Annotated in this window: 13 protein-coding genes; 4 read left to right on the forward strand and 9 right to left on the reverse strand. The window is 63.6% G+C overall.

All coding sequences use genetic code 11. The features are described 5' to 3' along the window. Positions 1-3: 3 nt before the first annotated feature. From GGQ66_RS19175 to GGQ66_RS19185, 3 genes are read right to left on the reverse strand one after another with little or no spacing between them, the layout of a single operon-like run. Positions 4-759 (reverse strand): SDR family oxidoreductase, encoded by a 756-nt coding sequence (locus GGQ66_RS19175; RefSeq protein ID WP_183794656.1) that lies wholly within the window; start codon positions 757-759, stop codon positions 4-6. After that, positions 752-1,531 carry an SDR family NAD(P)-dependent oxidoreductase gene (locus tag GGQ66_RS19180; RefSeq protein WP_183794659.1) on the reverse strand — a complete coding sequence of 260 codons (780 nt, stop codon included), beginning with the start codon at positions 1,529-1,531 and terminating at the stop codon, positions 752-754. Before GGQ66_RS19180 ends, GGQ66_RS19175 begins: the two co-directional genes overlap by 8 nt. Continuing rightward, positions 1,528-3,237, reverse strand: a complete 1,710-nt coding sequence (locus GGQ66_RS19185) for an FAD-dependent oxidoreductase (protein WP_183794661.1) — start codon at positions 3,235-3,237, stop codon at positions 1,528-1,530. Before GGQ66_RS19185 ends, GGQ66_RS19180 begins: the two co-directional genes overlap by 4 nt. A 118-nt stretch (positions 3,238-3,355) precedes the next feature. On the opposite strand from GGQ66_RS19185, the gene GGQ66_RS19190 reads away from it, so the two are divergent. The 4 genes from GGQ66_RS19190 (at position 3,356) to GGQ66_RS19205 (ending at position 7,037) form a co-directional block, all read left to right on the forward strand. Further along, positions 3,356-4,255, forward strand: a complete 900-nt coding sequence (locus GGQ66_RS19190; protein WP_183794663.1) for a helix-turn-helix domain-containing protein — start codon at positions 3,356-3,358, stop codon at positions 4,253-4,255. A gap of 94 nt (positions 4,256-4,349) precedes the next feature. Further along, complete coding sequence (locus GGQ66_RS19195; RefSeq protein ID WP_183794665.1) at positions 4,350-4,913, forward strand: NIPSNAP family protein; 564 nt, start codon at positions 4,350-4,352, stop codon at positions 4,911-4,913. Positions 4,914-4,934: 21 nt separating this feature from the next. Then, positions 4,935-6,101 carry a 4-hydroxybenzoate 3-monooxygenase gene (gene pobA, locus GGQ66_RS19200; protein ID WP_183794667.1) on the forward strand — a complete coding sequence of 389 codons (1,167 nt, stop codon included), beginning with the start codon at positions 4,935-4,937 and terminating at the stop codon, positions 6,099-6,101. 141 nt (positions 6,102-6,242) lie between these two features. Further along, the gene (locus GGQ66_RS19205) at positions 6,243-7,037 is read left to right on the forward strand and encodes an IclR family transcriptional regulator (RefSeq protein WP_183794669.1); all 795 of its coding nucleotides are present in this window, start codon (positions 6,243-6,245) and stop codon (positions 7,035-7,037) included. 55 nt (positions 7,038-7,092) lie between these two features. On the opposite strand, the gene GGQ66_RS19210 is transcribed toward GGQ66_RS19205, so the two are convergent. The 6 genes from GGQ66_RS19210 to GGQ66_RS19235 form a co-directional block, all read right to left on the reverse strand. Beyond that, complete coding sequence (locus GGQ66_RS19210) at positions 7,093-7,704, reverse strand: NIPSNAP family protein (protein WP_183794671.1); 612 nt, start codon at positions 7,702-7,704, stop codon at positions 7,093-7,095. Further along, the gene (locus GGQ66_RS19215; protein ID WP_210287338.1) at positions 7,691-9,451 is read right to left on the reverse strand and encodes an FAD-dependent oxidoreductase; all 1,761 of its coding nucleotides are present in this window, start codon (positions 9,449-9,451) and stop codon (positions 7,691-7,693) included. Before GGQ66_RS19215 ends, GGQ66_RS19210 begins: the two co-directional genes overlap by 14 nt. Further along, a complete protein-coding gene (locus GGQ66_RS19220; protein ID WP_183794673.1) occupies positions 9,441-11,201 on the reverse strand; it encodes an FAD-dependent oxidoreductase in 1,761 nt (586 codons plus the stop codon). Before GGQ66_RS19220 ends, GGQ66_RS19215 begins: the two co-directional genes overlap by 11 nt. Before the next feature lie 163 nt (positions 11,202-11,364). Further along, positions 11,365-12,177 carry a sugar phosphate isomerase/epimerase family protein gene (locus GGQ66_RS19225; protein ID WP_183794675.1) on the reverse strand — a complete coding sequence of 271 codons (813 nt, stop codon included), beginning with the start codon at positions 12,175-12,177 and terminating at the stop codon, positions 11,365-11,367. Between the two features lie 8 nt (positions 12,178-12,185). After that, on the reverse strand, positions 12,186-12,980 hold the full coding sequence (locus GGQ66_RS19230) for a shikimate dehydrogenase family protein (protein WP_306414084.1): 795 nt from the start codon (positions 12,978-12,980) through the stop codon (positions 12,186-12,188). Between the two features lie 388 nt (positions 12,981-13,368). Beyond that, positions 13,369-14,085, reverse strand: coding sequence for a GntR family transcriptional regulator (locus GGQ66_RS19235; RefSeq protein ID WP_183794677.1), 717 nt, complete (start codon positions 14,083-14,085; stop codon positions 13,369-13,371). Positions 14,086-14,092 lie beyond the last annotated feature (7 nt).

Raw genomic sequence — 14,092 nt, forward strand, 5'->3', positions numbered from 1 at the left:
GCTTCAACCCGCCGAGGCATCGCCAAAATCGCCGAAGGCGGTCCAGCCGCCATCGACCGGAAGCACCGCGCCGGTAATGCCCGAGGCCAGCGGCGAGGCGAGGAATGCGACCGCCGCCGCGACTTCTTCAGCGCGGATCAACCGTCCGATGGGCGTGCGACGGCGCAACGTCGGCAGGTCGATGCGACCGGCGTCCGCAAGCTTCCTCACCAGTGCCGTCTCCACGAAGGCAGGGGCAACCGCGTTGACCCGCACACCCTTGCCCGCCCATTCGCAGGCCATGGCCCGCGTCATGGCGACGACACCCGCCTTGGCCGCGCCATAGGCATTGCGCTTCGGCAGGCCGGTCAGGCCGGCAATCGAGGAGAGGTTGACGATGGCGCCGGAACCGCGTTCCACCATGCCCTTGGCCACCTCGCGTGACATCAGGAAAGTGCCGGAGAGATGCACGTCCAGCACCTTGCGGAAGGCATCGAGGCCCTGTTCCAGTGTCGGCAGATGGCTGTCGCCGATACCGGCATTATTCACCAGAACGTCGAAGGCGGCGGAGGCGCATACCGCCACCACCTGCGCCTCGTCGATAATGTCGCACGCGAGCCCTCGATGGCCCTCTCCCAGTTCCGTCGCGCGCTCCGCTGCCTTCGTGCCATCGAGATCCGCGATGGTCACGCGATAGCCGGCAGCGGCCAACGCCTGCGCAATGGCGAGGCCGATCCCGTCGGCCCCGCCCGTCACCAGTGCGTTTTTGATTTCAAGCATAGCCCGGCCTCGGCACAAGCCCCATCAAGGTTTGTGAAAGACCGCCATCGACCACGATGTCCTGACCGGACACGTAGGACGCGCGGCGGGAAGCGAGGAACAGCGCCACATCCGCCATGTCTTCCGGGGAGGCGATGCGGCGCAGCGGCACCATGGCCTCGCGCTTCGCCTTCACCGTCTCGTCCCGGTAGAAAGGCTCCGAAAGCGGCGTGCGCACCAGACCGGGGCTGACCGTGTTGGAGCGAATGCCCTTCGGGCCCCATTCATAGGCAAGCTGGCGCGACAGCATGAGAATTGCCGCCTTTGACGCCGAATAGGCCCCACTCGCCGGTTGCGGCTGCGAACCGGCGATGCTCGCCACGTGGACGAGCGCGCCCGCGCCTCGCGCGATCATGCCCTTACCAAAGGCCTGCGACGTCGCGAGATAGCCTGTGAGGTTGACCGACAGCATGGCCGACCAGTCGGCCTCCGCCACGCTTTCAAGCGGGCCGGGCCGAAGAATGCCGGCATTGTTCACGAGAATGTCGGCGCCGCCTTCGGCCTCGACCTTTTCGGCGGCGGCGGCGATATCGTCCGCCTTCGAAAGATCGCAGACGAGCGGGAAGGCGCCGTTGCCGAGTTCGGCCGCAAGCGGTCCGGTGCGTTCCTCGTCCCGGTCAAGCAGCACGACGCGGGCGCCCTCGCCTGCAAAGGCACGCGCCAGCGCCTGCCCGATGCCGCCCCCGGCACCCGTGATGACAGCCGTCTTTCCGTTCAGTCCAAGCCAGCTCATGCGGCGTTCTCCTTTTTCTGCGTTTCCGGGGCGATGCCCGCCAAATAACGACCGGTGATCCAGCCGAAAGTCATCGCCGGGCCGAGCGTGATGCCCGCACCCGGATAATTGCCGCCCATGATCGAGGCGCGATCATTACCGACGGCGAAGAGACCGGGAATGACCCCGCCCTGCCGGTCGAGCACTTCGCCGGGAACGGTGGTCTTCAACCCGTCGAACGTGCCGAGATCGCCCATCTCCATCTTCACCGCGTAGAACGGCCCCTGCTCCACCGGAGCAACGCACGGGTTCGGTCTGTTGTCGGGATCGGCGAGATAGCGGTTGAACGACGTTTCACCACGATGGAAGGCTTCGTCCCGGCCCTGCCTTGCGCCGTGGTTGAAGTCGGAAACCGTCGCTTCAAACCCCTTGGCATCTATGCCGCAGGCACGGGCGAGGTCGGCCAGCGTGCGACCCTTTTTCAGGTAGCCGGACGAAAGCCACGGCGTCAGCGGCATGGGTGCGGGCTTGGCGTGGCCGAGCCCGTATTCGCGGATGGTGCGGTGGTCGCAGACCAGCCAGGCCGAGGCCTCTCCCGCCGCAACCATGGCCGCGCCGACATCGTGATAGCTCTCGCTTTCATTGGTGAATCGCTTCCCGTTGGAAAGCACCGCGATCATGCCCGGCTTGTAGCGGTCGAGCAGATGCGGGAAGATGCCCTTACCCGGCACGCGACTGACCGGCATCCACGCCGCCGGCTGCGCGAATTCCGCATCGAAAGCGCCGCCGGCCTCCTCGCCCAGACGAATGCCGTCGCCGGTATTGCCCTCCGGTACCGGCGAATAATGCCCGGCGCCTGCCTTGAGATGGGCATAGACCTTCGCCCGGCGGGCAAGGTCATGGGCATAGCCGCCGCAGGCCAGCACAACGCCGCGACGGGCGATCATCGTGCCCGCTGCCTTGCCACCCACCTTCACGCCCGTGACCCTATCACCCTCCTTGATAAGCCGAAGCGCCGGGGTTTCCGTCAGGATCGGAATGCCGAGATCGAAGCAGCTTTTCGCCAGGCGGGCGGCCAACGCGTTGCCGCTTGTGACCTGCACGCCGCGACCGTAGCGCGCGACTTCGCCGGCATGGGCGGCGAGCCGTTTCAGCACATAGGCAAAGGAGGTAACCGACTTCGTGGCATTGAAGAAATGCTTGATGTCGGCATTGGACGAATTGAACATCATGCCCATGAATGTGATGGTGGAAAGCGGCGGGCGCAGCCGCTTGAGATGATCGCCGAGCGCGCTCGTGTCGAAGGGCGCGGCCAGCACCGATCGGCCTACGTCCACGCCACCATCCACCGTCGGGTGATAGTCGGGATAGAGCGTCGGCACGAACTTGACCTCAGTCTCCTTCTCGAACCAGTCCAGCATTTTCGGCCCGGTTTCGAGAAAGGCGTCCACCGCGCCATCATCGAACCAGTTGCCGGTTTCTGCCTTCATGTAGCGGCGCGCGGCCTCGCGTGTATCAGCCGGGTTGTTGACCTTGCCGTGGCGGTTGCCCGGTATCCACAGCACACCGCCGGAAAAGGCCGTGGTGCCGCCGAAAACCGGCTCCTTCTCGATCACGATCACCGAGAGACCGTGCTTTTTCGCGGTAATGGCGGTCGCGAGGCCACCGGCCCCCGATCCGATCACGAGCACATCGCAGACGCGCTCCTCCTCTCCCAGTCGCTCCATTCCATTCCTCCCTGTCGTCAATGCTATTGATCTTTGCTAACCCGACCACCCGAACAGACCAATGGACGCACCCGCGCAATTGTTGCACAATTCGGTCGGGAGACATTCGGGAGGAACAATGGCGCAGGAAGCGTTGAGCGGTATTCCGCATTACTATCTCTATGGCGATCAAGGCGCGGATGTCGAACTCGACTTCCTGCACATGGAACCGATCCGCGACCGCTCCGGCCCCCATGATTGGAGAATTCGTCCGCACACACACCCTGACCACATGCAGGTTCTGCTGGTGAAAAGCGGCGGCGGCACGATCCGCATGGAAGAGCAGATCCTGCCCATTCCGGTGCCCGGCATTCTTGTCGTGCCCGCCGGAATCGTCCACCAGATCGACTTCAACCCCGGCACGGACGGGTTTGTGGTGACGGCAGCACTCGGGTGCCTCAAGACGGCTGCCGCTTCCGATCCACGCCTGTTGAAGGCGGCGGAACGGCCTGCCGTCTATCCGCTGGAGGGCACCGGCGTCAGCATCCCCGCGGTCATCGACACGTTCGAGTGGCTGCACCGCGAATTCATCTGGTCGGCGCCGGGCCGCCGCACGGCGATCATGGCGCAATACATGCGCATTCTCGTCGTGATGCTGCGCCTCAATGTCACCCATGACGACCCCGGCATCGCCGCGCCCGACCGGGATTACGATCTGCTGGTGCGCTATCGCGCGCTGCTTGAGGCCCATTTCCGCAGCGAGCGCTCGCTTGTATTCTACGCCAATGATCTGGCCGTGACGCAGGCACGTCTCAACGCTGCCTGCAAGGCACGCGCCGGCAAGACGGCCTCCGACCTGCTCTACGAGCGCATCGTTATCGAAGCGAAGCGCTATCTCGTCTATACCGAAAGCAGCGTGGCGCAGGTGGCGCATCTGACGGGCTTCGACGATCCCGCCTATTTCAACCGCTTCTTCACCCAGCGGGTCGGCGTTTCGCCGGGTGCCTTCCGCAAGCAGGCGCTTCACCAGGAAGCGTGACACGGCCCCTCCGGGTATCGTCCAATCTTTCCGACGCTCCGTCCATTTCTAAAATCGCCTCCCTTGGTCAGTTTGCCGGGCAGGGGAGGACGACATGATCCATGAATGGCGAAGCTACCGGCTGAAACCCGGCGCGGCACCCACCTATCTGGCACTTCTGGCCGATGAGGGCCTGCCGCTCGTGACCCGTCACCTGCCGATGACCGGCTACTGGTTGGGCGAAACCGGGCCGCTCAACACCATTCACCACTTGTGGAGCTATGCGGACTGGACCGAGCGCGAAGCCTGCCGGGCAACGCTCGCCACCGAAGAGGCATGGGTAAACGGTTTCATTCCCCGCGCCTTCGCGCTGGTGGAAGAGCAGGAAAACCGCTTCCTGCGGGCCTCCACCTCATCGCACGTTTTCGATGAAGTGCTGCGGCAGCGGCGCAATCCGCACCCGGCCCGTGAGCCTGGTGCGCCACTCTTCGCCCCGTCCGCTTCTGCGCTCGTCACCGGTCTTGCCGTCAATGGCGCAGTCGCTGTGTTCGATGTGCTGTCGGGTGCGCCGTCCGGCCCGCTGTCCCTTCTGCCGCGCAGCAGCGATCCCGTGGCCGCCGAACCGGTTTCCGGCACGGGCCATATCGTGCTGCGCCCGCTTGCCTTTTCACCGCTTTGATTTTCGGGAGGAACCATAATAATGCGTCATCAGGTCTGTATCATCGGCGGCGGCCCCTCGGGCCTGCTTCTTTCCTTGCTTCTGCGCCGGGCTGGCATCGACGCCATCGTGCTTGAACAGCGAACCCGCGACTACGTGCTCGCCCGCATCCGCGCCGGCGTGCTCGAACAGGGCCTCTGCGACCTTCTGCATGAGGCGGGCGTCGGCAAGCGGCTCGATGCCGAGGGCTTTGTGCATGACGGCACGCTGATCACCGCCCATGGCCAGACAGTCCATATCGATTTCAAGGCGCTCACCGGCTCCGCCGTGACAATCTACGGCCAGACGGAAGTGACCCGCGACCTCTACGACGAACTCGACCGCACCAGCGCACCGATCTTCCACGAGGCGGAAGGCGTCGAAATCCACGGCGCGGACGGCGATGCGCCCTATGTCACGTTCACCCACCATGGCGTCAGCCACCGCATCGACTGTGATTACATAGCAGGCTGCGACGGCTTCCACGGGGTGAGCCGCCGCACGATCCCCGAGGGCACGCGCCGGGAATACGAACACGTCTACCCCTTCGGCTGGCTCGGCATTCTCTCGGAAACGAAGCCGCTCCACGACGAACTGGTCTATGCCGGCTCGGATCGGGGCTTTGCGCTCTGCTCCATGCGCCACACGCATCTAAGCCGCCACTATCTTCAGGTACCGCTGACCGACGAGGTGGAGGACTGGAGCGATGACGCCTTCTGGGACGAACTGCGCCGCCGCTTGCCGCAAGAACTTGCCGATACGCTGGAAACCGGCCCCTCGATCGAAAAATCCATCGCGCCACTCAGGAGCTTCATTTCCGAACCGATGCGCTGGGGCCGCCTTTTCCTCGCCGGTGATGCCGCTCACATCGTGCCGCCGACCGGCGCCAAGGGTCTGAACCTCGCCGCCTCCGACGTCTATTACCTGTCGCGCGCGCTGATTGCCCGCTATGCCGGCGATGCCGGCCTGCTGGAAACCTATTCGGCGACGGCGCTTGCCCGCGTGTGGAAGGCCTCGCGCTTCTCCTGGTCGATGACCCGCATGCTGCACAATTTCCCTACCGAGGGCGATTTCCTGCGGCGCATGCAGGGCGCCGAAATCGAGTATCTCGCCGGCTCGAAGGCGGCGCAGACCGCGCTTGCCGAAAACTATGTCGGCCTGCCTTACTGACAGTCGACAATGTTTTCGGGAACGCCGCAGGTGCACCCGCGCTTGCGGCTTTTTTGCCGTTTACGCAGCGGCAAGGCGAATGCGCTTGACTGGTCAGTCTCTTGCGTCAAAACTGGAATGACAATCCAGATTGGAAAACGCATGAGCACTCTCGAAAAATCCCTCACCATTATCGAGCTTCTGGCGGCAAAGCCGGCTGGCTTGTCCGTTTCCGCCATCGCAAACCAGGTTAACCAGCCGGCCAGCGGCGTGCATCGCACGCTTAACGAATTGATCCGGCTGGGTTATGTGCGTCAGGTGCAGGATCAGGGCGATTACGCGCTGACCATGAAACTCGCAGCACTTGGCGTCGGCTTTCTCGGGCGAACCGGTGTCGGCGACGTGGCACAACCCATCCTTGATCGATTGGCGCAAATCAGCGGTGAGTTGATTCGTCTTTCGGTGATCGATGGCGACGACCTGATCTGGGTGGCGGTGGCGCAGGGCGCGACCAGCGGCTTGCGCTATGACCCCGGTCAGGAACAGGGAGTGGTCGTGCATCTGGCCTCAAGCTCCGGGGGTCAGGCCTGGCTTGCCTCCATGTCGGACGAGGAAGCACTCGAACGCGTATCCCGGCAAGGCCTCACCCGCGCCGGCGCGACCAGTGGGCCCGGCGCGCCCCGCACCATTGCCGAGCTTCTCGCCATTCTTGCGGAAACCCGCCAACGCGGCTACGCGGTTTCCGTCAACAGCTATATCATCGGCATGGCCGCCATGGCCGTTCCCATCATGAACGGCGACAAGGCCGTGAGCTGCCTTTCCATCGCCGGTCCCGCCGTGCGCATGACGGTTGAACGCATGGCCGAGCTCGCGCCGCATCTGATGCAGGCAGCGCAGGAAATCGGCATTGCCGCCAGCGGTTCACGCTACTTCCCCGGCCTGCACAAAAGCGCATGAACGCAAAAGGCCCGCACCGTGGGGATGCGGGCCTTTTCATTTCACTGGCTGACGCTCACTTCAGCGGCGAGTTCGCCGTCGGGAAAGCAATGGTCGAGCGCATGTCGGTTGTCAGCCAGTCCGGCCCACCCTTCGGCGGCCACACGCCCTGCGCCACGGAATCCGCACGGATCTGACCGCGTTCGTTGACGGATGAGAAAGGCCAGATATGCGTCATGCGCGGCTTGCCGTCGATACCGTACATGCAGATGGTGAGCTTCGAAAGTTCGGTGCGCGCGGGAACCGCCGCTTCCCAAGCCTTGATCGTCGGCTCCAGACCGCCGGTCTTCAGCACATAGGTGCGGAATTCATAAGCCGGGCCGAAGCTGCCGGTTTCGACCGGCGGCAGGAACGGAAACGGTGCATAACCTTCGAGTTCCAGACCCGTCAGCCATTCCGAAGAGCCAAAAGGATTGGCGGCGCGCAGCGTGCGGTCGCGTTCGCTGTCATAGTCGGCCACGGTGTCGAAACCGCGGAACACCAGCACGCGGTTCAACGTGCCGATATCGGCATAGAAGATGCCGAGGAGCTTGCCCTTGCCTTCGGAAGCAAACGCTTCGATGGCGGGCGCCGCCTTGGCGGCCGCTCCCATTGTCGTAGAAAGTGTCGCGATTTCATAGCGTTGCATTTTTCGTCCTTTCATCCGTCATTACGCCGGAAACCGTCTCCGGCTGATCCGTGAGTTTACCGGCGGCGTGCTTGGCTACACGCCAGCCGAAGACCATGGCCGGGCCGATGGTGGTGCCCGGTCCGGGATAGGTGCCACGGAAGATCGAGGCGAGGTCGTTGCCACAAGCATAGAGGCCGGCAATCGGCTCGCCTTCCTCGTTCAGCACCCGGCCGAATTCGTCGCCGGCAAGCCCGGCGCTGGAGGCGAGATCGGCGGGGCGCACCGCCATCGCGTAATAGGGACCGGCACCGACCGGGCCGAGGCAGGGGTTGGAACCACCGGCCTCCGCATCGCCGTTGAAACGGTTCACGACGCTGGAGCCTCGCCCGAAGGCCTCATCGACACCCGTTGAGGCCGAACGGTTATAGGCCTCGACCGTCTCTGCCAGCACCTTCGCATCGCAGCCGAGCCTGCCCGCAAGCTCGGCGAGCGTCTTCGCCTCGATGACATAACCGGCCTTCAGCATCGCCGCGAGATTGCCAGCGCCTGGCAGGATCATGCCCATGCCATAGCGGCGCATGAACGCTGCATCGCAGACGAGATGCGCGGGGATCGCGCCGGTGGCGATCTGACCCATGGCGAAATCGTGGTAGGAATTGGCCTCGTTGACGAAACGCTTTCCCTTCGCATCCACAGCGAACAGGCCCGGCTTGGCGCGGTCGAGAATGATATGCGGCCACACCGCCAGCGAACCGTCCGGGCGCGTGTAGGAAGAGCACGGCATCCACAAGGCCGGGCTGTCGCCGCCATCGTCGAAACGTGCGCCGACGGCCATGGCCACATCGGCGCCGTCGCCGGTATTCGTCTGCGGACCCAGCGCATAATCACGGGTGCCCGCCGGGAAGAGCCGTTCGCGAATCTTGCGGTTCCAGCAGATGCCGCCGGTGGCCAGCACGACGCCCTTGCGAGCGCGGATGCGGCGGGTGCCCGTCGGTCCTTCCAGCACCGCGCCAACGACGCGACCATCTTCGATCATCAACTCCCTGACGCCGGATTCGAAGAGAACCGGCACCTTCGCCTTGCGCAGGCTATAGAGAAGCCGGGCCACCAGCGCATTGCCCATCAGCAGCCGCGTGCCGCGTTTGTAGCTCACCCTATCCAGCACATACCCCCCGACAATGCCAAGCGTGCTGCGCAAATTGGCAAGCGAGGCAAAGGGCGAAAGCAGCGCGCCGAGTTCGTTGCGCCCCACCATCATGCCGCCAAGGCCCATGAATTCACGGCGCGGCGGGCGCACACGGTCAAAATCCTCGCGCCCGAGCAGCTTGCCATCGAACATGACCGGGCCGAGCGCGCGACCGCCATAGGCGGCCCCCGGCCCGTCAAGATAATCAGGATGCGCGGCAGCAGCGACGAACTTGACATCCGTCTTGCGGTCCAGTTCCTCGATGGCTGCGCGGCCCGATGCCAGAAACGCTTCCCGAAGACGCGCGCCGCCGCGATTGGCGACCACGGATTCCAGAAAGGCGCGCGCGTCTTCCACCTTGTCCGGCACGCCAGCCTGTTCGGAAAGATGTGTTCCCGGCACCCAGGTGGTGCCGCCGGACGTCGATGTCGTCCCTCCCACCTGTGCGGTCTTTTCGGCGAGAACGACGTTCAACCCTTCAAGCGCTGCAACCAGCGCTGCCGTCATGCCACCGGCGCCCGCGCCGCAGACAAGAAGGTCGACCTCTTCCATCGTCTCAGCCTTTCTTTCACCCGGCATTCTCTTTCCTCCCGTAGCGTTCATCTTCCGCCTCATCGCCTCCTGCGATGGTTTCGGCGGCAATAAATCCGAAGGTCATGGCAGGGCCGAGCGTGATACCGCCGCTCGGATAATGCCCGCCCATGATGCTGTTCATGTCGTTGCCGGCGGCGAAGAGGCCGGGGATCGGCACGCCCGAGCCGTCGAGCACACGCGCCTTCTCATCCGCCTCGATGCCGGCAAAGGTGCCAAGGCTGCCCGGCACCACCTTCACCGCGTAGAACGGTCCGGTCTCTATGGGCGCGAGGCAGGGGTTGGGCCTGTGGTCCGGATCACCCTGAACCCGCTGGTAAGGTGTGACGCCACGATGGAACGCGGGGTCTTCGCCGCGTGCGGCATGTCTGTTGAACGTTTCAACCGTCTGCTTCAAGCCGACGGGGTCGATGCCACAACGTTGCGCCAGAGCCTCGATGCTCGATGCCTCGATCAGATAGCCGTTACGGAGAAAGGCGCCGATCGGCACCGGCGCAGGCTTGACCGCGCCGAGGCCGTAGCGCCGCAGGAACCGGCGGTCGCAGATCAACCAGGAAACGGCCGGCTGACCGGGCTGCGTGGCCGCGATCATTTCGCGGACATAGTCATGATAGGGGCCGCCCTCATCGACAAAGCGCTTGCCAGCCGCCGTCACGGCGATGATGCCCGGTTTGCCGCGTTCCACCAGATGGGGAAAACGCCCGACACTGCCATCCGCACGCGGCACGAGCGAAACCGGTGCATAGGCGGCGGCATGGGCGAGCGTGGAAGAAACCCGCGCGCCCGCGCTTTCCGCAAGCCGCAAACCATCGCCACTATTGGTCTCTGGAGCCGCAGAGCTATGCGCGGTACCCGCCTGCACATGCGGCAAAAGATCGTTCAGGCGTTTCGGGTCATGCGGAAAACCGCCAGCCGCCAGCACAACGCCACGCCGGGCGATGACGCTGACGCGACCGGACCGGGTTTCCAGCACGGCGCCGGTAACGCGGCGCCCGTCACGGATCAGTTCACGGGCCGGCGCGCTCGACCACAGCGCAACGCCCCGGTCGGCTGCCGAGCGCAGGAGCCGGGCAATCAGGGCGTTGCCATTGACGAGCTGCATGGCCCGGCGATGAACAGCCAGATCGCGCAGATGGATCAGCACACGACGCGTTACATAGGTAAACGCCTTTGCAGAGCGCAGCGCCGTCAGGAACATGCGCATATCGACACCGGATGCGATGCCCATGCCGAGAAAAGTGGTTTCGGGGATCGGTGAGCGCAGGCTGGCAATCAACGATCCAAGCTCCCGGCCGTCATAGGGCGTAGCCACCACCGAGCGCCAGCCGGTCGCCGCACCCGGCAGGTTGCCATGGAAATCCGGCACGCCGCTGCCGGGCGTAAAATGCACTTCCGTGTTCTTTTCGAAGAATTCCAGCATTTTCGGCGCCGCATCGAGATAAGCGTCGATCATCGTCTCGTCGTAATGATTGCCGAGCACGGCGCGCAGATAGGTTCTTGGCGCCTCCGCCCCCTCACCCTTTCCGGCGGCAACAGCGTGCGGAGCATTCGGCACCCAGAGCCATCCGCCCGAATAGGCACTGGTTCCGCCGAAGACATCCGCCTTTTCCGCAACGATGACATCAAGGCCACGATGGGCAGCGGCGACCGCGGCGGAAAGGCCGCCGGCACCCGAACCAATCACCAGCACATCACACTCCGCGCGGGCGCTCGCCCCCGCGTGATCCGCATCCGTCATGCTCATCCGCCTCCTCTGGGAGCACGAACCGGCCCGGCGCACAAAACCGGGCAGGTCCGTCATTCTGCCGGAAAGGAACCCTCCTCCAGGGCCAACCCTTACCGTTCTCCATCACCTTTATACATAAAATGGAATATTATTCAAAATAATAATTTCATTCCATTTATAACGTCTCAATGACGTGACGTGCGGCAGCCAGAGCCTGAACGGCGCGTTCGCGGGGCGTCAGACGTCGCATGAGATCGGCCGAAGCAATCTCGACACTCACCGGAACATCGTCCGGCAGGGCACGAACGAAGGAGTGGAGGTCAATACCGCCCTCGCCCGGCAGAAGACGTCCGCCACGGGCAATCGCAATCAGTCCGGCATCGCTCGGATCGTACTCGGCCGGTGCATCGCAGATCTGGAAATAGTGGATACGCTCATGCGCAATACGTTTCAGATCATCCGGGTCGCGGCCGGTTCTGTCCCAATGCAGCGCGTCCGCCAGAACGCCGCCGGAGGGCTGGCCGGCCGCCTCGACAATCGCGAGCGCCTGCGCCGCGTTACGCACGCCGGTCCAGGGCATGAATTCGAGATCGGAGGTCAATCCGTAGCCTGCCGCCAGTTCTGCAAAGGCCGCGAAGGTCTGGGTCAGCCGGCTGTGGTCGGTATCGTCTCCGGCCACGAGGATTTTTGAAGCGCCCAGCGCCTGTGCGCACTCGAGAAAGGGCTTGAAATCGCCCGGCCGGGTCTCGGGCTTGAGACGCACAATCTCGACATCGCCCACACTGATACCGGTCTCCGCGAGTGCCGCCTGCGCGTCGGCCAGCACCGCCTTGTCGGTAAGGATCGGATAAGGGCCTTCACCGCTTGCAGCGGCTGGCAGCAACCTAAGGCCGACACTGGTATAGCCGGTTTCCGCCGCGACGCGGATGGCTTCAGCCGGCGCAAGATCGGCAACAGTCAAAAAGGCGAGAGAAAACTGTCTTGTCATGACCGGCCTCACTTCGCGCAGAGATAGTCGACCATGAGATCGCGAACTTCGACGAACATATCGACGCCGGTAATAGCGCCGCAGCCGATTTCGCGGGCACGCGCCACAAGCGGGGAAACCGCCGGCTGGGTAATGACTTCACCGATAAACATGTTAGCGGTCAGCTTGTCGCCATCGAAAGGCAGGGCGTCGCCCTCGCGCATGCCGGCAGGAGTGGCATTCACCACCACGTCAAAGCCGGTCGGATCGGCACTGCCGGCATAGACCCTTGCCTTGCCCAGCGACGCAAGCCGCCCGATCAGCGCATTGCGGCGTGCTTCGTCCATTTCATGGATCGCAAGCTCGGAGACGCCGGCAAGAACCAGCGCATGCGCAATCGCACTGCCTGCACCACCGGCACCGGCGAGGATCGCCCGCTTGCCGTCCAGCACACAGCCGGCTTTCTTGAGCGCCGAAACATGACCCAGACCGTCGAACATGTCGCCCTCCCAGCCTGTCGGCGTGCGCCGCAGCGTATTGACGGCGCCGAGAAAGGCGGCGCGCTCGGAAAGCCGATCGGCCATGGTGACGGCTGCAATCTTGTGCGGCACGGTGATGATGACACCGTCGAGATTCTGGAGGGCCTTCAGACCGGACCAGCATGTCTCCAGATCCTCCGGCGCAACATGACCCGGAATGCACAGCGCGTTCAGCCCGCGCGCCTGCAGCATTTCACTGACGCCGGCTGGGGACTTCACCTGGGCAATCGGATCACCGATCACAAAGCACAGGCGCGAAGCGCCGTTCAGTTCCAGATTCATCATTTCCTCCTCCATAAAATGTGAATGTCATTTCATTATTGAATACACATCCATTTTATGATCGTCCAGAGGAGATTTGCTGCCAGCCGGTGAAGTAGCCGTCCCTGCGCCACACCAACTTGCTCCGCAGGCGCCAGAGCGCGCGGAAAGGGACGATCACAGGGCAAGGCAATAAATGGAAGTAGCAAGAAGCGCACATGCGCCCCAAGATCTGATACCCGCTCTTATGCTAAAAGCAGCAGACGGGGTGGCGGCAAACGGCCGCGAGTCTCAGAAAGCCGATGAGATTTTGCGCAAAACGACAGCCCCTTGCGCCAAAGCAAGGGTCAACACGCCACCCCGGCAATAACGGTGCTTAAAGGCAGCACCGCTCAATGACCGGGGTCAACCGTCAAATTTCCCCGCCGAAATGCTGGGCGTGGATCAGCAGACCTTTGCCGCCATGCTCGATATCGCGTGCGATGGCCGCAGCCGCGGCCTCGTCATCACGGGCACGCAATGCCTGAATGACCAGAACATGCGGATGCGGGTCCCAATCCGGCAGACCGCCATCGTAGAGATGCGAGATAATCGGCCCGCAACGCACCCATAGACTTTCCACAATGTCATAAAGGATCGGCGACCCTGCGATACCGCACAGGGCGAGATGAAATTCCGTATTGAGATCAACGGCGTGAACGAAATCACTCTTGCGGTGACAGTCGGCGATTTCCTCCTGAATAGCCTCCAACGCATCGATTTCTTCCCTGCTGGCGCGTTTCGCAGCAAGCGCAGCAGCCCGGCCTTCAAGATCCATGCGGATGGTGCGGATTTCCAGAAGCTGCGCGAGCGTCAATGAGGGAACGACCGCCGTGCCACGCTGATCGAGCATCAGCGCTTTCTCGCTGACCAACCGCAACAGCGCCTCGCGCATCGGTGTGGCGCTGATGCCGAACCGGGCCGACATAGGCCGCAGGCGCAGGCGTTCCCCGGGGCGCAACTGGCCACGCATCAAAGCTCCCCGCAAATCAAGATAGGCCCGTTCGCTGAGGTTTTCCTTCAGAATCGGGCGTACCCAATCCGCATTTTCCGGCAAACCTGCTTCATTTTGCTGGGGGGGCCTTGACATCGGCAAC

Origin of the sequence: Allorhizobium borbori (assembly GCF_014196535.1) — a bacterium.
Lineage (GTDB): Bacteria > Pseudomonadota > Alphaproteobacteria > Rhizobiales > Rhizobiaceae > Ectorhizobium > Ectorhizobium borbori.

Excerpts from the sequence above, each read along its gene's own strand:
- GGQ66_RS19230 (WP_306414084.1), bottom strand. The coding sequence starts at position 12,980 with ATGATGAATCTGGAACTGAACGGCGCTTCGCGCCTGTGCTTTGTGATC.
- pobA (WP_183794667.1), top strand. The coding sequence starts at position 4,935 with ATGCGTCATCAGGTCTGTATCATCGGCGGCGGCCCCTCGGGCCTGCTT.
- GGQ66_RS19215 (WP_210287338.1), bottom strand. The coding sequence starts at position 9,451 with ATGCCGGGTGAAAGAAAGGCTGAGACGATGGAAGAGGTCGACCTTCTT.
- GGQ66_RS19235 (WP_183794677.1), bottom strand. The coding sequence starts at position 14,085 with ATGTCAAGGCCCCCCCAGCAAAATGAAGCAGGTTTGCCGGAAAATGCG.
- GGQ66_RS19185 (WP_183794661.1), bottom strand. The coding sequence starts at position 3,237 with ATGGAGCGACTGGGAGAGGAGGAGCGCGTCTGCGATGTGCTCGTGATC.
- GGQ66_RS19195 (WP_183794665.1), top strand. The coding sequence starts at position 4,350 with ATGATCCATGAATGGCGAAGCTACCGGCTGAAACCCGGCGCGGCACCC.
- GGQ66_RS19180 (WP_183794659.1), bottom strand. The coding sequence starts at position 1,531 with ATGAGCTGGCTTGGACTGAACGGAAAGACGGCTGTCATCACGGGTGCC.
- GGQ66_RS19210 (WP_183794671.1), bottom strand. The coding sequence starts at position 7,704 with ATGCAACGCTATGAAATCGCGACACTTTCTACGACAATGGGAGCGGCC.
- GGQ66_RS19220 (WP_183794673.1), bottom strand. The coding sequence starts at position 11,201 with ATGACGGATGCGGATCACGCGGGGGCGAGCGCCCGCGCGGAGTGTGAT.
- GGQ66_RS19225 (WP_183794675.1), bottom strand. The coding sequence starts at position 12,177 with ATGACAAGACAGTTTTCTCTCGCCTTTTTGACTGTTGCCGATCTTGCG.
- GGQ66_RS19190 (WP_183794663.1), top strand. The coding sequence starts at position 3,356 with ATGGCGCAGGAAGCGTTGAGCGGTATTCCGCATTACTATCTCTATGGC.
- GGQ66_RS19205 (WP_183794669.1), top strand. The coding sequence starts at position 6,243 with ATGAGCACTCTCGAAAAATCCCTCACCATTATCGAGCTTCTGGCGGCA.
- GGQ66_RS19175 (WP_183794656.1), bottom strand. The coding sequence starts at position 759 with ATGCTTGAAATCAAAAACGCACTGGTGACGGGCGGGGCCGACGGGATC.